The organism is Limnoraphis robusta BA-68 BA1 (assembly GCF_034932365.1).
In the GTDB taxonomy this organism is placed as follows: Bacteria; Cyanobacteriota; Cyanobacteriia; order Cyanobacteriales; family Microcoleaceae; genus Capilliphycus; species Capilliphycus robustus.
Genome location: NZ_JAYGHR010000012.1, coordinates 71,885 through 89,168, shown reverse-complemented (window position 1 = coordinate 89,168; position 17,284 = coordinate 71,885). Strand labels below are relative to the sequence as shown.

Here is a 17,284-nt window from a genome sequence, read left to right as displayed (position 1 = left end):
GCCTGTTCTACACAAGTATGCCAAGCCATGTAGGATTCGCTTCGCTCAGTTTTCTTTGTTGGTCAAAATTCATCTCGCCGTTAAGCCGAAGGCTCTAACGGGAGTCCTCTTTTGACATTTAAGATAGGGGGCTTAATATGTTATCCTGAGCCAATGTGCGAGGACAAACAAAAAATGTCTCAAGCGCGTCTATATAGCCCCTCCAACCCAATAAACAGCTAAATTCTCAGGAACAATATTTTTTGTCAGACTCAAGGTCATCGGGGAGGCTCAACAGCTGTTTCTCCTGAGTCCGACAAATACATACAAGTTCACTCAGTTCTGCGATTGGTGTGTAAAGGTCCTATGAGTATCGAGAAAATTGTTGAGCAAGCTTTACAAGATGGTTATTTAACGCCTTCAATGGAGGCTGAAGTCGGACGAATTTGCAACACCGCATCCGAGTTATCCATAGAAGAATACATGGCGCTTGACCGCCTCATGGGAGCCTTGTTAACGGGTGAAGTCGTAGTCTTACCCCGCAAACAATTTATCAACGTGATGGAAGAGTTGGTTCTCAGTGAAGCGATCGCCCGTGTTGCAGATATTGAGGATAGCAATGAACAACCGCTCGATGTCGGAGACATTGCCGCCTATGCTCTCAACCGACTGCCCCCATTATATGCAACCACCGAAGAAGGCGCTCAATATCAGCGTTCAAGAGCCAGAGAAGAACTTCATGCTCTGATCTCAGCTCAGGTGAAAGAAGCCATCAACTATACCTTAGATCGAGTCGCTAAAAACCCGACGGTATTTGGACAATTTTCCGGTGAGGGAGTCTTGAGTAACATCAGCATCTTGCTCAAAGATTACGCTCGAAATTACGAGCAAGGCAATTAAAAACGTTTTGAATGTGACACCTATTGATCCTGAAGGAATCAGAGCTAGAACGGGGAAATAAGGGCATTCGGGGGGCATGATTGATGGGGTACGGGGTGCAGAATACCAGTTCAATCGTTAATTTAGATTCAGCGTTCCCACAATAGCTGGCTTGCCCACCCGAAAATATTTTTGCTCCTTCGAGTGGCAACTGATTACAGGGGATCGGTGAATCATTCAAAAGTCACTCGATCACCATCAGGAGTCCGTTGAAACCTCTTCGGGCGCAGATTCAGGAGTCGGACTAACTGCGGGTTTAGCACCCCGTTGTTCTCGCCGTTTGCGTTCAGCTTGAGTCAGTTCCTCCATAACGATGCGTGCTTGCATCAATTTCTCCAGATTGCTGCGATAAAGCTCTAAATCCTTTTGCAACTTGTCTTGAGGCAAATTCAACCCGGAAGCCAGTTGATCGAGCGTTTTCTCCGTTGCTTCCTTGTTCTCAATCCCTTGAGGATCACTCTGTTCGATTAAGGTAAATAAACCAATTGCAAACAGACGGTTGTATTTGTACTTGGGATTAATTGCAATCTTGTGAAAATAACTCTGCAAGTCGTTCCCCGCCTCAAAGTTACTCGCTCCCTCAGCCCAAGACAGAAGATCTGTGACTGAGAGGGTTTGAGCGAATTCCTGTAATTGTTGGGCTTCGGCTCGATAGCGCTGGGGATCCTCTTGCAAGGCTCCAATCAAAGCATTGAAAATCGATTCTTGATCCGTTTCCGGTAAATATCCTTGCATGAAACGGTCAAAGGCGGTAACGACACCCAAAGCATAGATCGGGTCATATTGGAAATCCACATTCACCGAAAGTAGGTGCATCTCAACCATCAACTCCTCAACCACGCGACGGTAAATCGAGTTGATCGGACGAGTATGAATGCTATAAAAAGCGCGTTTAGTATCAGAGACGGTACGAATATTGTTCACAAGTCATTCTTAAGAGGGACTTTAGATTATTGTCTCTCCAGAAGACCCGTTTGCCAAGCGAGATCCCCCTAGTCAATCTGGGTAGAGTCAGGTTAGTCTGTATTATGGACTGCAAATTTAAACTGCGGTAGCCCCAAGTTCCATCCCCTGACAAACCCATTGGGGATACACGATAAGGATTGTGACGGTTCCTCTGGTCACTACTCAACGTCTAAAAAATACATATTTTTTCGAGGAAAACTGCATGACTGCAACAACCGCCCGTACTCAATACGAAATTAAAGATCCCGCTTTAGCCCCTCAAGGAAAACAACGCATTGATTGGGCTGGACGGGAAATGCCCGTTCTGCGATTGATTCAAGAACGCTTTGCTCTTGAAAAACCCTTTGCGGGTATCCGCTTGGTTGCTTGCTGCCATGTCACCACAGAAACGGCTCATCTGGCAATTGCCCTGAAAGCAGGCGGTGCTGATGCGATCTTGATTGCCAGTAACCCCCTCTCAACTCAGGATGATGTGGCAGCGAGTTTAGTCGTTGATCACGGTATTCCTGTTTTTGCCCTCAAGGGAGAAGACACCGAAACCTATTTACGGCACGTTGAAATTGCTCTGGATCATCGTCCCAACATTATCATTGATGATGGTAGTGATGTGGTTGCGACTCTAGTTCAAAATCGTCAACATCAACTGGCTGATCTGATCGGTACCACCGAAGAAACCACCACAGGTATTGTTCGCTTAAGAGCGATGCTCAAAGACGGTGTATTGACCTTCCCGGCGATGAACGTTAATGATGCCGATACCAAACACTTCTTCGATAACCGTTACGGTACGGGTCAATCTACCCTTGATGGGATCGTTCGAGCCACTAATATTCTGCTGGCTGGAAAAAATATTGTTGTTGCGGGTTATGGCTGGTGCGGTAAAGGCTGCGCCCTACGCGCTCGGGGTATGGGTGCGAATGTGATTGTGACTGAAATTGACCCGGTACGCGCAATTGAAGCGGTGATGGATGGCTTCCGTGTCATGCCGATGGCAGAAGCGGCTCCTTTAGGGGATCTGTTTATCACCGTAACAGGCAACAAACACGTAATTCGCGCTGAACACTTCGATGTGATGAAGGACGGGGCGATGGTTTGTAATTCGGGTCACTTCGATATCGAGATCGACCTGAAAGCCTTAGCCCAAAAATCCACCGAAGTTAAAGAAGTTCGCAATTTTACTCAACAATACAAACTGCAAAATGGCAAGTCTGTGATTGTGCTTGGGGAAGGACGACTGATTAACCTAGCTGCGGCTGAAGGTCATCCCAGTGCGGTTATGGATATGAGTTTTGCTAACCAAGCCCTGGCTTGTGAATATTTGGTGAAGAATAAAGGCAAGCTGGAACCCGGTTTGTACTCCATTCCCACCGATGTGGATCAGGAAATTGCCCGACTCAAACTGGAGGCAATGGGCATCAATCTCGATACCCTGACCCCCGAACAAATTGAGTACACCAACTCTTGGGCGTCTGGCACCTAAGACAGTGACCAGTGACCAGTAATCAGTGACCAGTAATCAGTGACCAGTAATCAGTGAAAAAAACTGATAACTGATAACTGTAAAGACTGGTCACTCTAAACTGATAACAGATAACTGTAAAAACTGGTAACAGATAACTGATAACTGTTCACTGAATAACTGCCATCTGGGTTGCGTATTTTCTTTTTTTACGTTCCCTTTTCCCCTAACCGTGTCAAAACTCTCTGTTGAACTTCAGCGTCATTTTTTTGCCGAAGAACTCGCTCCCCAAGTAACCCTTGCCAATATTCTCGATCTGGCAGGTGAACGGACTTTTGGGTTTTTGTTTGTCTTGTTGGCTTTGCCTTCGGCTTTACCTGTCCCGGCGCCAGGTTATTCAACGCCGTTTGGGATTTTGCTGTTTATCTTAGCTGTGCAGCTTATTTTTGGAGCTAAACGACCTTGGTTTCCCCAAAAATGGCTGAATCGTCCCATCGAACTGAAAACAGTTCAGGGTTTTCTCAAAGGGGGAATTCCCTGGTTACAAAAAATCGAATTGGTTTCTCGTCCTCGCTTAAGCTACGTCTGCACCAGTTTTCCCGGTCGGATTATTATTGGATCAACGATCGCTTTGATGGCAATTTCGATGATGATTCCGATTCCCGGAACCAATACTCTACCAGCTATGGGAATTTTTGTGACCGGGTTTGGTTTGCTCGATGATGATGGTGCGATTAGTTTAGGGGGATTGGTGCTTTGTGTGATGGGAGCCACCCTGACCAGCCTCATTCTGACTTTTGGTTATGAAGCGGTGAAAGGCGGAATTCACTTAATTCGTCAGTCGTTCTAAGGAATTTCAGAGGAGGGCGGCGAGGATACCGCCCTAATTGAATGGGAAATCAAACACCCAGATGCCGCGAACAAATGGCACAGTTGCCCGAGGACAACGAGAATTGACATACTCCCCATTTCTAAAGAAAGGGGATTCTCCAAGCAAGAGCGGATTTGGATTACTGGTTCATTGACAACCCTTACAGCCAAATGGTTTCCCAATCAACTCCAGAGGGGTGAGTCTCCCCAGTCGTTCATCCCATTTCAGAGATAGTTTCGGTATGCCCTACCGTACTTGAGAAAAAAATGCTTTGTTCTCTGTACTTGGTGCTTCAAGGTTTTATCAGGCCAAAGCATTCCTAGCAAGAACCCCATACCTTAAGTTTTCAAGATTCATTGCATCGATTAGATGCTGGGTTTTTAACCTGGTTGAATACCCTACCAGTATAATTATTATAGCATTTTCTTTGCCTTGTATCCCCATACCTAAAGGTAGGGGCGTGTGCGGCAATTTTTGGTAAACAAGGTTAATTGAGCTGGTTTGCCAAAAGGCAAGTTATAGCGCTTCGCGCAAGGCAACAGGCAATCATGCAAGAGGCACTCATGCGGAAAAAAGCTTGGTATAGTGAGGCTTTTGACTTTTCTTCATTCGGTGCGTTTGTAAATATACCAGTGCGAAGCACTATAAACCCAGAATTTCGGCTGTTAGAGATCACGCTGACTCAAAATAATTTGAACGGTGCTTTTTGAGATGTCGTCAACAGACTAACGCCACTCCTGACTCAAAGCCGTCCAGGTTTCTTGATCGACAACCCCACTTTTTTCTAAGCCTTTTGCCTGTTGATAGGCGATCACTGCCGCTTGGGTGCGACTCCCAAACACGCCATCTACCGGGCCTGGATCATAACCTTTGACTTGCAAGCGGGTTTGCAGGGTGAGAACTTTAGATCCCTTGGTTCCCTTGGTTAAGACTTCTGCAACCGCGACGGGTTGGGGATCAGCTTCTAGGAGTTGCCAGGTACCGCGATCGACAATACCATTGACTTCAAGTCCTCGGGCTTGTTGAAAGGCTCTGACGGCCTGTTCGGTACGGGAACCGAAGACACTATCGATCCGACCCGGATCAAAACCATGCAGTTGTAGACGCTGTTGCAAGCCTGTGACTTGTGAACCTTGAGTTCCGGGTTCTAGAGTATAGCGTCGGAGCGGTTGAGGGGAAGCTTCATAAAAAGGCTGAGAAAACAGACGATCTTGGCTGGGTTTCTCGGGAGTCAACTCGGGAGAGCGTCTGATCGGAATTTGCTGTTCTTCGCTGAAACTGTAGTCTTTCGTTGGTAGGTCGGGGTTTGTGCCAGAGGTCGCCCGTGCAGTTGAATTAAATCCCAAAACAGCGACAATCAGTGAGCTGGCTAGGATAGCATTTCTGATAAACATGAGAGGTTATCCTGAACTTTATTGGTAGTTGATGAACATAGCGGATACACTTACTTGAATTTTATCATCTCGCTCCTACCTTCAAATCCGGTAAAAGATAGAAGATCTATTTAAGTCTAATTGCAAAATCTTTGAGGGGTGTACCGGAAAGGATAATGAATTACAAAACTTTAAAATCTAGAACTTGAGATTGTAAAGATATCCGTATTTGTTCCGAATGTAATTCATAAATGGATCAATACTTAATCCATTGCCTGTAACCCGTTCGAGGAGTTCCTGGGCTGTGTACTTGCGGCCATGCTGATAAATGTTAAGTTTCAGCCAGTCCTGCAAGCGCTGAAAGTTTCCCCGTTCGATCTCAACAGGAATTTCGGGATCATAGACAATTGCAGCCTCATAGAATTGAGCGCTGATTAAGTTCCCCAATGTATACCCGTGAAACATTCCCCCAATTAACCCAACATACCAGTGAACATCTTGTAAGACCCCGTTGGTGTCATTTGGGGGAATAATACCCAAATCTTTTTGATATCGTTCATTCCAGGCTTGCGGGAGGTCCTGCACCGCTAAGGAACCTTCTAACATCGCTAATTCCAGATCGAAGCGAATCATCACGTGTAGGTTGTAGGTGACTTCATCCGCATCGGTGCGAATTAAAGACGGTTGTACTTTGTTGATCGCGCGATAAAATTGCTGGATTGACGTTTGTCCTAACTGACGGATAAATGTCCCTTGTAACTGTGGATAAAACCACTCCCAAAACCCGCGACTGCGACCAACTAAATTTTCCCATAACCGCGATTGACTCTCATGGACACTGAAAGCTGTTCCCGTCGCTAGAGGGGTTCCTTCTAACTCCGGTGCAATTCCTTGTTCATACAAAGCATGACCCGTTTCATGGATAGTGCTAAATAAGGCTTGCTCAAGATGATGTTCGTAAATTCGGGTCGTAATTCGCACGTCCCCTATCGAAAATTTTGAGGTAAAGGGATGTAAGGTTTGATCTTGGCGTCCTCGGTTAAAGTCATAACCCAGACGAAAAATTACCCCTTTGATAAAGCTGAGTTGCTCTTGTTCGGCAAAGAATTGATGAAGGCAAGAATTATCGATAGCGGGGGCGGCGGCGATCGCTTCAACCAGGGGAAGTAACTGTTGTCGCAACTGATGAAAAATCGGTTGGATAATCGCGACATTCATGCCATCGTCATTAGCCTCGATTAATGGGTCAGCAATATGTTGCCAATTTGTAAAAAAACTTGCCAATTCTTGAGAGAGATCTAAGGTTTTCTCTAGATAGGGTTGTACTTTGGCAAAATCATTGGCAGGTCGAGCTTCTGACCAGGCTTCATAAGCGGCGGCTTGATGACGGGATAACCTTGCCATAAATTCCGATGGGACTCGAATTGCCCGTTGATAATCTCGACGAGCAATCCGAATCAAACTTGCGGCCAGGGAATCGTAAGAAAGATTTGCTTCGTAGGGACGCAAATCTTCCAAGAGTTGACCGAGTGCCGGATTTGTCAATTTTTCATGGGCAATCTGTTTGAGGGTTGCGATTTGACGCCCTCTAGCGGCAGCACCCCCGGCAGGCATATAGGTGGCTTGATCCCAATTGAGTAGGGAAACCACCGATTCAATATCGTTAACCTCACTCAAACGCTGTTCAAGTTCGATTAATTTGGGTTCCTTGTTCGGCAGTGGCATGATCGCGGTGTTGGTCAGATACAGACTATATCCTTTCTAGTGTGCCATTCATTCAGCTTAATCCTGACAGGGTTTAAGGATTAATCACCTACAGTCTTACTCAGAATCCCTTTAACCCTAGTCTCCAAAGCCACCCCCAATCCGGCAACTTGACTGTTGATATCTTGGTGTACAATCTGATGGTATTTTCGTGTTCCGAAGTGATTGATATGTCAACAATGACTTATAACGAGACAGCAAATTCGGTAACAGGTGAAGCAGATGCCAAGGCGAGAACACGCTTGCTTTTAACATTGTGGGCGCTTGGAGGAATTCAAGCCAAGGTTAAAAAAAGCGAACTCACCAGTAAGGTAAAGCAAAAACGCCAAGGGAAAAAAGTTGGCATCTATCAAGGACTCTATGATGAACTAAAAACAGCCGGAGCGATTCGCATAGAAAAGGAAAATCAAGTCCCTATGGTCTCCATGACAGAAACAGGAAAACGAATGCTAGTCCAAGCCCTTAAAGAGCCAGAGTTTGAGTTTGAAGGAACGGTCGTCGCCGCCCGATTAGCAAATGCTCTAGTGGAATTGATACGCCAAATTGATGATATCATTCCCTTGCCTAATTCAGAGGAAAGTAGCGAGGTGGAAGAAGATACACCTCCCCAATAACTGAGATGGGGGCGCTTGAAAATCACACCCTCAAATCGTCTAATCCCTGCTTCTCAAATGACTTGATGCAAATCTATTGATTTGATTAAGTTCCTGGTCTGATTGGTATAACCTGAGCCGTTACGCTTTTTCAATTTGACTGCTATCAGCAAGAAAAGCCGATTGAATTCAATAGCATTATTCAGGTCGTGTTGTCGCCCTTATCGGGGTTGAAATTAAATGTTCCATCTTTTCGATTTTAAAGGGAGAATGTTGCTAAACAACGGTTTGATCGGCTGATAAAGTTTCGCTTCTCACGCATTTTCCTCTAGTATGAATAACCCTCGCTCTTGTAATAAAACCTCGATTCGCTCTCTCCTTGTGTTTGCTGGCTACTTGCAATTTTCCGAGGTGCGTTAGGTTAACGCACCTTTAAATTCAAGCCAAGATTCTATTGATTTTTTAAAATTCTCACAAGATTCGCCAGTCACGCTTCAATTTTTGCGGCGATTTGATGAAACTTGATTGAACAAAAATCCTAAACCCAATACACTCAAAGCGAGTACCGAGGTGGGTTCTGGAACTTTGGGAAATTGCGATTGTACAGTAGAATAAGCAATGTCTGCAATAATTTGGTGAGTTGCTGTTGTCGGGTGAACTTGATCCCAAAAGAAATACTCATCAGGATTGGGAAACTCCTCACAACCCACTTCCAGACAAACTGCAACCGCATTTGACCAACTATCTGTAACATTGGTAAATCCAAATTCTGCGGGATTTTGCAGAATTTGGTTAAATTTAGCGTTAACATCAACTAAACCAATATTAGCACCTGTTAACGACTGATTTAACCCGTTGACGGCTGAACTTAAGTAGAAATTATGAGCCGCAGTTAATTGATTTAAAGGTTCTTGTAAGCCTAGATTTAAACCGAAGGGAGTATTCCCTAAACCCGGTAAATTTAAGAGCAAAAAGTTCCGAGCGCCAACCCCATAAAGCGACTGTACAGCATTTGAGATATTTGTAACCGGTATTGTCGGATCAGTAACCCCACCAAATCCATAGTCATTCGCTCCCGCCCAAACGACATAAAGCGCATCAGGATTTGCGGATTGATTTGTTGCTAATAAAGGTTGAATAAAATAATTGAGTTGTTGAGTTAATCCCGGCAACTCCATCGGAATATCGGGTCGGAGAATATTAATCGTATTGTTATCGCCTGATGTCGCCCCTCCAAAGGAATAATTTGTTCCATCAGAAGACTGAACTGAATTGGTAAAAGGAGTAGGATTTAAGCCCAATTTTGGGGTAAAATATTCTGTCCAAACTGGCCCGTTAGAAAAGCGTCCTTCAAAGGATAAAGGATTTTCGGGAACTTGTCCTCCGGTAATATAAAAAAGATTACCTGGATCAGAAAGACTATCACTAAAAACAAAGATTTGATCAAAACGAGAATCCAAGCTAGCGGCTTGAACCGGAACCGTTCCCAGGGTTCCTAATGTTAATAAGCCTAACAAAGAAGTGCTGAAGGCAAGGTTAGATGAGTAGATGCAAGACATAGATGACACTCTGGTTCAATCAAAAAAGATTTATGTTAGATAATTTAGCATTGACCTCCGTGAAAATACAGAGGATTTTGTAAAGCTTTCGCGAAATCTCTGTAAATCTTGCATAAAAATCTAACTTTAGATGATCTTTCCTGATTCAAATAGCCAATGTTTCTAAGAAACTTTTTCAAATACCCGGTTTCTCGCAGAAACCAGGTACTTTATATTTGATTAAGAATCCTTCAACACGGAACGCATGGTGGGGAACATAATCACATCCCGAATACTTTGAGTATTGGTTAATAACATGATCAGTCGATCTACCCCAATTCCCATCCCGCCACAGGTTGGCATTCCTAATGATAACGCCTGGATAAAATCTTCATCCATCGGGTGTGCTTCTTCATCCCCTGCACTCTTTTGGGCGAGTTGTTCTTCAAAGCGTTTACGTTGATCAACGGGATCATTTAACTCAGAAAACCCGTTAGAATATTCGGTACCATGAATAAATAATTCAAACCGTTCAACAAAACCCGGTTTAGAACGATGACGCTTGGCTAAAGGACTCACTTCAACGGGAAAATCAATCACAAATGTCGGTTCCATCAAGGTTGATTCTACCTTTTGATCGAACACCGCATACAACAAATAGCCTAAACTTTGCGTGTGTAATTTGGAGAGTTTTAAGTCGATTTTCTCGGCGGCTTTAATGGCTTCTTCTAACGTTAACGTCTCGAAATCTAAGCCTGTTTTTTCCCGCACGGCTTCCACCATTGTTTGCACTTTCCAATGCTTCCCTGTGAAACTGGGATAAATATCGGTGTAGTCATATTTGCGTTCTAGACTGAGTTTATCCTCGAGATAGTCAACTTCAGTCACATCCCCTAACACATCTTGAACGACTCCACAAATTAAGTCTTCAACTAACGTCATCAAGTCAAAATAATCCGCATAGGCTTGATAGGCTTCAATTGAGGTAAATTCAGGGTTATGAGTGCTATCAATCCCTTCATTTCTGAACACGCGCCCAATTTCAAACACTCGTTCAAAGCCGCCACAAACTGCCCGTTTCAAGAACAATTCTGTGGCAATTCGCAGATACAAATTAATATCTAAAGCGTTATGATGAGTGCTAAACGGACGCGCCGCAGCCCCCCCATAAATCGCTTGTAAAACGGGAGTTTCGATTTCATCAAAATCCGCATTCCACAGATAGGTTCGCATACTTCTAATAATGCGACTGCGAAGTTTAAAGGTGGCAAAAGATTCGGGATTACTGACTAATCCTAACTCTCGATGACGCCGACAAATTTCAGGATCGTTAACGCCATAATAGGAGTCGGGAAAGGGAATAGTGGCTTTTGAAAGGACATCTAACCGTTCAACTTGTACGGAAAGTTCGCCTCGGTTTGTGCGACAGCCAATTCCTTCAGCGCTGATAAAATCTCCGGTATCTAATAACTTTTTAATTTGATTAAAGGAGAGTCCACCTGCTTCGCCTGTAACGAGTTTTTTCTCGATTTTCAGTTGAATGGTTCCCGACGCATCGGTTAAGCCAATAAAGCCAATACTCCCACTATCGCGCTTGAAGGTGATGCGTCCACAGACTTTCAGGGGGACGGCTTGGGGGTCTGCAACGCCGTCTGCCAGTTCGTTTCCCGGTTGGGAGAATAGATCTTTGATCGCTTGGGTGGTGTGCGATCGCGCAAAAGACTGACTGGGGTAGGGGTCTATTCCTAGCGATCGCAACTCGTCTACTTTTCGAGAGCGGACTTCGGCTTCGTTGCGGGTTTCATTTTCAGCCATATTTAGAATTTCCTGTAGCAGTTCAATTGTAAAGTTCTATCATAACCTGTTAGGAAACAGTATTTTTGCAGACGGCGATCGCATTTAATTCTTAAGTTTATCTTAAAAATACGCTCATTGTACGCAAAATTTTTGTGTGGTTTTCTGTTTTTCTTGAGGGTTTATTGTTGGGTTTTGTTCCTCAACCGAAGCTACAGCCTGCGCCCCCCTCGCCCCCCAATTCTGGGGGGAATTAGAATTCAAGTCTCCCAAATTACCCCCAATTACCCCCTATTTTAAAAGTCCCCCAGCTACCCCCAATTTTGGGGGTCACGGGGGCGGGGATTTAGGGGGCCGAGAAATTTCGGAAACAGTAGTAGGTTGGGTTAAGCGAAAGTGCAACCCAACACCCCATAATTTTTGTGAGGTTTTCTGTTTGTCTTGAGGGTTTATTGTTGGGTTTCCTTCCTCAACCCAACCTACAGCCTACAGCTAACAATTTTTATTGATAGATTTTACTCGTCTGCTGTTGAGTATTTTGGGAAAAATTTAAGGTTTTAAGTGTAACGGATGGTTTTATAATTCAAACAGGATTTGGAGAAAATAACATGGATGCCAAAGAACTGTTAGAGAAATATGCAAAAGGTCAACGGAACTTTGAAGAAGCTGTGTTGGCAGGACTTGACTTAAGAGAAGTAGACCTAAGCGGGGCTGACTTAACTCAAGCAGATTTGACGGGAGCGGATTTGAGTAAAGCGACTTTAACAGGTGCAAATTTAACTCATACAAAATTGAGTAGAGCCTTTTTAGAAGGTGCAAATTTAGCTAAAATCCAGGGAAGCTCTCTTGATCTAAGTTGGGCAGATTTGACTGAGGCTGATTTAAGTGATGCCTATTTGGCTTCATCCAATCTAACTCATGCCACGTTAGATAGAGCCAATTTAGATAATACAAGTTTGATATCTGCAAATCTGAGTAAAGCATTTTTGATTGAAGCAAGTTTAATAGGCAGTAATCTATCTAATGCAAACTTAACTGAAGCTGACTTAGAGCAAGCCAATCTGAGTCGTGCAAACCTACAAGGCGTAATAATTAAAGGTGCTAATTTGCAAAAAACAAACTTACAATTAGTGAATTTTTCTAATGTAGACTTATTTGAAATAAATCTGTATGAAACCGACTTAGAACGAGCAAATCTGGAGAAAGTTAATCTCAAAAAATCTAATCTGAAAAATGCTAACCTAGAAAGAGTCAATCTTAAATCAGCCAATTTAATTTCTGCTCAACTCGATAGTGCCAATCTCAAAAAAGCAGACTTAACTGGAGCAAATATCTATGGTGCAAGTCTAGAAGGAGCAGATTTAACAAATGCAATAATGCCGAATGGAGAACGTTACCGAGTTCAATCTATTCAAACCAAAGAATCGCGCCAACAGACAGAAGTAACAGGTAAAAATATTATTCATACTGACAAAGCACCCGAACCGCCCAACTCTCGAAATCAAGCCGTTATTGTGAATGGAATGATTTATGTTGCTGCACAAATTGGCATTGATCCACGACTGAATCATATTTTACATGAAGAAGATGTCGGCAAACAAACCGAACAAATTATGGCAAATTTAGAGATAATATTAACAGAAGCGGGAGCAACTTGGGCGGATGTCGTGAAGACTACTATCTTTTTAAAAGAGATGAAAGATTTTGCAGCGATGAACGCTGTTTATACTCAATATTTCGATGCGGAAATGGCGCCGATTTGTGCTTGCGTTGCAGTGGCTCAACTGCCGAAAAACGCTCTCGTTCAAATTGAATGCGTGGCGTTGAGTCATTAATTCAATGATGTTATTTGTGACCCCTCCCTAGCCCTCCCCTAAAAGGAGAGGGAAGAAGTAGTAGGTTGGGTTAAGCGAAAGTGCAACCCAAAACCCTATAATTTTTGTGAGGTTTTCTGTTTTTTTTGATTATTTATTGTTGGGTTTCGTTCCTCAGCCCAACCTACAGTTTGAATATTTTGGGAAAAATTTAAGGTTTTAAGGGTAAGGGATGGTTTTATAATTCAAGAATAATTTGGAGGAAACAACATGGATGCTAAAGAACTGTTAGAAAGATATGCAAAAGGTGAACGGAACTTTAGAGGTGAGCAACTCAGTGGCTTAGATCTTCAAGGAGAAAACTTAGCTAAGGTAGACTTCAGTGGAGCAGATTTAGTTGGAACAAATCTATCTCAAGCAGATTTATCAGAAGCTATCCTACAAGGAGCAGATTTGAATAATGCTAACCTATCTAGTGTCAAAGCTAATTATATTAATTTGACAACTGCTTCTCTCAAAGATGCTTATTTGTGTCAAGCAACAATGGGTTCTGCAATTTTGAACCAAGCTGATTTAAGATATGCTAATTTAATTCAAGCAAAATTAAGTAGCTCAAAGTTAATAGGTTCTCACCTAGAAGAAGCTAATTTAAGTAATGCTGAATTGTTGGCTGTTGATCTAAGTGGTGCTAATTTAAAGAAAGCATATTTAAGCGAAATTAATTTAAGTGATGCTAATTTAACAGGAGTAAATTTAATCGAAGCGGATTTAAGCGGAGCTATTTTAACCCGTGCTAATTTAACTGATGCTGATTTAACACAAGCAGACTTGAGTCGAGCTAATTTAACAAGTATAATACTGAAAGGCATCAAGTTAAATTCTGCCAAGCTCAGAGCAGTTAATTTAAATGGAATTGATTTATCGGGCTTAAATTTAGTTAATTGTGATTTAACAGTGGCGACATTAGAAAAGACAAAATTGAAAAATGCTTGTTTACAAGGAGTTATTTTAGATCGAGCCAATTTGCAAGGCGCCAATTTAATGAAAGCTGATTTAACTGGTGCAAATCTTCATAAGGCTAACTTGCTTAATGCAAAAACCTATGGATGGAATATTGAAAATGCTAATTTTACTCGTGCAATTATGCCAGATGGTGAAATCTCAAATTTTAATCATTTTGAGATGATGTCTAACTTAGTAATTTCTCATACCCGAAAAATTATTAACACTGACAAAGCACCCGAACCGCCTAACTCTCGAAATCAAGCCGTTATTGTGAATGGAATGGTTTATGTTGCTGCACAAATTGGCATCGATCCACGACTGAATCATATTTTACATGAAGAAGATGTCGCCAAACAAACCGAACAAATTATGGCAAATTTAGAGATAATATTAACAGAAGCCGGAGCAACTTGGGCGGATGTCGTGAAAACCACTATCTTTTTAAAAGAGATGAAAGATTTTGCAGCAATGAACGCTGTTTATGCTCAATATTTCGATGCGGAAATGGCGCCGATTTGTGCTTGCGTTGCAGTGGCTCAACTTCCGAAAAATGCCCTCGTTCAAATTGAATGCGTGGCGTTGAGTCAAACGAACTTTTTATAAATAAAATATTGATTCGTGGTAATCTAAATACAGTAAGTTTAATCGGATTTCACACATTCAACTGATGACACGTCAAATTATTCGTACAGACAAAGCACCCGCCCCCGTTGGCCCGTACAATCAAGCGGTAGTTGCAAATGGGATGGTATTTTTAGCCGGTCAAATTTCCATTGATCCCGCAACAAATCAAATCGTTCATCTTCAAGATGTTGCCAAACAAACTGAACAAATTATGGCAAATCTAGAAGCCGTTTTAACCGCAGCCGGGGCGAGTTGGTCAGATGTCGTAAAAACCACCATCTTTCTCAAAGATATGAACGATTTCGCCGCGATGAATACCGTTTATGGGCAGTATTTTCAGACCGAAAATGCCCCCGCTCGGGCTTGTGTAGAAGTGTCGCGTTTACCGAAGGATGTGTTAGTCGAAATTGATTGTATTGCGGTGATAGAGAATCATTCATAATTGCAAACTGTCCTGAAATAGTCCCAACCCATCCGAAACAGCAGAAAGTATCGAATGAGAATAAACCTTTGTCATGGGTGAGTTAGGGCGCAAGTGAGAACGCAAACCGCCGCGCCCCGACGACTGTGTTAACTTTTTATGCTTTGATACTTTGATGCTACATAGCATTCAATCTGACCTTTCAAACGGATGAATTCAATCAATCTATTCAGGAGTGAAGCCCGATGAATACCCCTAAAATTTCCCCCGCTTTTTTCCCCGTTTTAGGGAATAGTGACCCCAACAGCAAACAGGATGCTATTGTTATTTACAGAAGCGAACGTCCGCCTGAAGAAATGCCTTCTCGGGGTGATGAACGTCGTTCCCAAGTGATGCAACAACAAAGTAAAGAAAATACAAACGTTGTTGTTAAAATGGCAGCGAATTATCAAAATGAAACAGGTCAGTCATTAAATGTTTCAAAAGTGGGTTCAGGTGCGTTACCTGTCGCAACGGTAGAAGTGACTCGCAATACCCTTCCCGCCCTCGCTGAACAACCGGAAGTTATTGCGGTTATCCCGAACCAAAGAATCAGACTAATAAAACCCCAACAAATCGAATATTCTGACTTGATGATTCAAGAAGAAAAGCAAAAAATGACTTGGGGTTTGCAAGTATTAGACATTGCCAAAATGTGGGAAACTACAAAAGGCAAAGGTGTCAAAGTTGCGGTATTGGATACAGGTGTTTATAGTGATCATCCGGCACTCAAAGATCGAGTCAAAGACTTTATTATTGTAGACCCCAACGGACGCAGAATTAAAGCGATGCCTCATTTCGATGCTGATCAACATGGTACTCATGTTTGTGGTACGATTGCAGGTGGAAAAACGAATAAAGGGGTGTCAATTGGAGTTGCACCCGAAGCGGACTTATTAGTGGGTGGGGTTTTAATTGGAAATGCTACCTTACAAACTTTAATTGAAGGTATGGCTTGGGCAATTGAAAGTGGCGCAAATATTATTAATATGTCGCTAGGTTTGACTTATTATGAACCCCTATTTGCTGAAATTTTTGATCTGATTATCAATCAGTTTGATGTGTTACCTGTGGTTGCCATTGGTAACGAAAATCATGGCAATACCAGTTCACCGGGAAGCGCCCATAATGCTTTTTCAATTGGTGCCTTAGAAAAATATTCCAATGATGAATTGGGAATTGCCTTTTTTAGTAGTGGGGCGAGTTTAGTTTTCCCTCAAGATGCACCGAATAATTGGGTCACAAAACCCGATGTTTCAGCGCCCGGAACTCAGGTTTATTCTTGTATTCCTCCGGTTCAACAACCTGATGGAATTTATGAATATACCTACATGGATGGTACCTCAATGGCGACGCCTCATGTGGCTGGAGTTGTAGCGTTATTAATGTCAGCTTGTCCGAAAGCTTCTTTGAATGAAATTATTAAAGCGCTCAAAGAAACCGCCTATCATCCGGGTGGGGAACAAATGCGTCCTGATAACCGTTGGGGTTGGGGTCAAATTCAACCGTTTAAGGCTTTAGAAGCGCTTAAATAACTGCAAAAACCCGGTTTCTGTGAGAAACCGGGTTTTTATCATCTCTGTGAGAAACCGGGTTTTTATTCCCCCCAACTGCTAATTTAGAATTAAGGGTGCAAACAAGAGCGCCCCTAATTTTTTATTTTACCATGTTTCCTCTAATTTGTTTGATTCAACCTTACGAACTTCCTCCTATAATGATAGCTGAAGTTGATGTTATTAATTCTATGAAAATTAGCTCAGAATTTGCAGCCCGGTTATCTCGTTTGAACTCACTGCAAACAATTCGAGTCATTGTTTTTCTACAAATCTCAACAGATAACCCGGAAAAATCTCCCGAGGAAATTCAAAAAATCGCCGAAACTAAACTTGATGATATTCGCCCAATTCTCGCTAAACATCAAGGTGAAACTCTCAGCGAACGTCCGAATATTTTCGGTTCTATTGGGATCAAAATTACGGTAGCCGGAGTTTATGCTTTGGCGGAGTCGTCGTCGGTTAAGATGATTGTTGAAGATCAGGGAATTTTTCCCCGTTAATCGTTAAGATTTCAGCATTTTTCTCCCCAAATTTGAATAAATATGTCAC

Annotated in this window: 14 protein-coding genes; 9 read left to right on the top strand and 5 right to left on the bottom strand. The window is 42.7% G+C overall.

What is annotated here, in order from left to right:
* The first annotated feature begins 345 nt into the window (after positions 1 to 345).
* Positions 346 to 879 carry a late competence development ComFB family protein gene (locus tag VB836_RS07890; RefSeq protein WP_323218811.1) on the top strand — a complete coding sequence of 178 codons (534 nt, stop codon included), beginning with the start codon at positions 346 to 348 and terminating at the stop codon, positions 877 to 879.
* 237 nt (positions 880 to 1,116) lie between these two features.
* On the opposite strand, the gene psb29 is transcribed toward VB836_RS07890, so the two are convergent.
* Positions 1,117 to 1,842 carry a photosystem II biogenesis protein Psp29 gene (gene psb29 / locus VB836_RS07885; protein ID WP_046280411.1) on the bottom strand — a complete coding sequence of 242 codons (726 nt, stop codon included), beginning with the start codon at positions 1,840 to 1,842 and terminating at the stop codon, positions 1,117 to 1,119.
* Positions 1,843 to 2,086: 244 nt separating this feature from the next.
* Here psb29 and ahcY point away from each other — a divergent pair, with 244 nt between their 5' ends.
* Positions 2,087 to 3,364, top strand: a complete 1,278-nt coding sequence (gene ahcY, locus VB836_RS07880) for an adenosylhomocysteinase (RefSeq protein ID WP_323218809.1) — start codon at positions 2,087 to 2,089, stop codon at positions 3,362 to 3,364.
* A 211-nt stretch (positions 3,365 to 3,575) separates the two neighbouring features.
* The gene (locus VB836_RS07875; protein ID WP_323218808.1) at positions 3,576 to 4,193 is read left to right on the top strand and encodes an exopolysaccharide biosynthesis protein; all 618 of its coding nucleotides are present in this window, start codon (positions 3,576 to 3,578) and stop codon (positions 4,191 to 4,193) included.
* A 746-nt stretch (positions 4,194 to 4,939) separates the two neighbouring features.
* Here the strand turns inward: VB836_RS07875 and VB836_RS07870 are convergent.
* Both VB836_RS07870 and VB836_RS07865 read right to left on the bottom strand, forming a co-directional pair.
* Positions 4,940 to 5,608: a peptidoglycan-binding domain-containing protein gene (locus VB836_RS07870; RefSeq protein WP_049560529.1), complete on the bottom strand. Its 669-nt coding sequence runs from the start codon at positions 5,606 to 5,608 to the stop codon at positions 4,940 to 4,942.
* A 177-nt stretch (positions 5,609 to 5,785) separates the two neighbouring features.
* The gene (locus VB836_RS07865) at positions 5,786 to 7,312 is read right to left on the bottom strand and encodes a carboxypeptidase M32 (protein ID WP_323218806.1); all 1,527 of its coding nucleotides are present in this window, start codon (positions 7,310 to 7,312) and stop codon (positions 5,786 to 5,788) included.
* 209 nt (positions 7,313 to 7,521) lie between these two features.
* Between VB836_RS07865 and VB836_RS07860 the strand changes: the two genes are divergently transcribed.
* Complete coding sequence (locus VB836_RS07860) at positions 7,522 to 7,965, top strand: hypothetical protein (RefSeq protein ID WP_235441041.1); 444 nt, start codon at positions 7,522 to 7,524, stop codon at positions 7,963 to 7,965.
* Positions 7,966 to 8,438: 473 nt separating this feature from the next.
* Here the strand turns inward: VB836_RS07860 and VB836_RS07855 are convergent, their stop codons facing one another.
* Both VB836_RS07855 and lysS read right to left on the bottom strand, forming a co-directional pair.
* Positions 8,439 to 9,503, bottom strand: a complete 1,065-nt coding sequence (locus tag VB836_RS07855) for an SGNH/GDSL hydrolase family protein (RefSeq protein ID WP_323218805.1) — start codon at positions 9,501 to 9,503, stop codon at positions 8,439 to 8,441.
* Positions 9,504 to 9,722: 219 nt separating this feature from the next.
* Positions 9,723 to 11,297 carry a lysine--tRNA ligase gene (gene lysS / locus VB836_RS07850; RefSeq protein WP_046281510.1) on the bottom strand — a complete coding sequence of 525 codons (1,575 nt, stop codon included), beginning with the start codon at positions 11,295 to 11,297 and terminating at the stop codon, positions 9,723 to 9,725.
* 587 nt (positions 11,298 to 11,884) lie between these two features.
* On the opposite strand from lysS, the gene VB836_RS07845 reads away from it, so the two are divergent.
* From VB836_RS07845 to VB836_RS07825, 5 genes are all read left to right on the top strand, one after another.
* Complete coding sequence (locus VB836_RS07845; protein WP_323218804.1) at positions 11,885 to 13,111, top strand: Rid family detoxifying hydrolase; 1,227 nt, start codon at positions 11,885 to 11,887, stop codon at positions 13,109 to 13,111.
* Positions 13,112 to 13,360: 249 nt separating this feature from the next.
* Complete coding sequence (locus tag VB836_RS07840; RefSeq protein ID WP_323218803.1) at positions 13,361 to 14,698, top strand: Rid family detoxifying hydrolase; 1,338 nt, start codon at positions 13,361 to 13,363, stop codon at positions 14,696 to 14,698.
* 64 nt (positions 14,699 to 14,762) lie between these two features.
* Entirely contained in the window at positions 14,763 to 15,161 is a 399-nt protein-coding gene (locus tag VB836_RS07835) for a RidA family protein (RefSeq protein WP_323218802.1), read from the top strand.
* 224 nt (positions 15,162 to 15,385) lie between these two features.
* Complete coding sequence (locus VB836_RS07830; protein ID WP_323218801.1) at positions 15,386 to 16,714, top strand: S8 family serine peptidase; 1,329 nt, start codon at positions 15,386 to 15,388, stop codon at positions 16,712 to 16,714.
* A 131-nt stretch (positions 16,715 to 16,845) separates the two neighbouring features.
* The gene (locus VB836_RS07825; protein ID WP_323218800.1) at positions 16,846 to 17,235 is read left to right on the top strand and encodes a DNA primase; all 390 of its coding nucleotides are present in this window, start codon (positions 16,846 to 16,848) and stop codon (positions 17,233 to 17,235) included.
* Positions 17,236 to 17,284: the final 49 nt, after the last annotated feature.

Coding starts and splice junctions, on each gene's coding strand:
- VB836_RS07890 (WP_323218811.1), top strand. CDS start 346: ATGAGTATCGAGAAAATTGTTGAGCAAGCTTTACAAGATGGTTATTTA.
- ahcY (WP_323218809.1), top strand. CDS start 2,087: ATGACTGCAACAACCGCCCGTACTCAATACGAAATTAAAGATCCCGCT.
- VB836_RS07870 (WP_049560529.1), bottom strand. CDS start 5,608: ATGTTTATCAGAAATGCTATCCTAGCCAGCTCACTGATTGTCGCTGTT.
- VB836_RS07865 (WP_323218806.1), bottom strand. CDS start 7,312: ATGCCACTGCCGAACAAGGAACCCAAATTAATCGAACTTGAACAGCGT.
- VB836_RS07860 (WP_235441041.1), top strand. CDS start 7,522: ATGTCAACAATGACTTATAACGAGACAGCAAATTCGGTAACAGGTGAA.
- VB836_RS07855 (WP_323218805.1), bottom strand. CDS start 9,503: ATGTCTTGCATCTACTCATCTAACCTTGCCTTCAGCACTTCTTTGTTA.
- lysS (WP_046281510.1), bottom strand. CDS start 11,297: ATGGCTGAAAATGAAACCCGCAACGAAGCCGAAGTCCGCTCTCGAAAA.
- VB836_RS07845 (WP_323218804.1), top strand. CDS start 11,885: ATGGATGCCAAAGAACTGTTAGAGAAATATGCAAAAGGTCAACGGAAC.
- VB836_RS07840 (WP_323218803.1), top strand. CDS start 13,361: ATGGATGCTAAAGAACTGTTAGAAAGATATGCAAAAGGTGAACGGAAC.
- VB836_RS07835 (WP_323218802.1), top strand. CDS start 14,763: ATGACACGTCAAATTATTCGTACAGACAAAGCACCCGCCCCCGTTGGC.
- VB836_RS07830 (WP_323218801.1), top strand. CDS start 15,386: ATGAATACCCCTAAAATTTCCCCCGCTTTTTTCCCCGTTTTAGGGAAT.
- VB836_RS07825 (WP_323218800.1), top strand. CDS start 16,846: ATGTTTCCTCTAATTTGTTTGATTCAACCTTACGAACTTCCTCCTATA.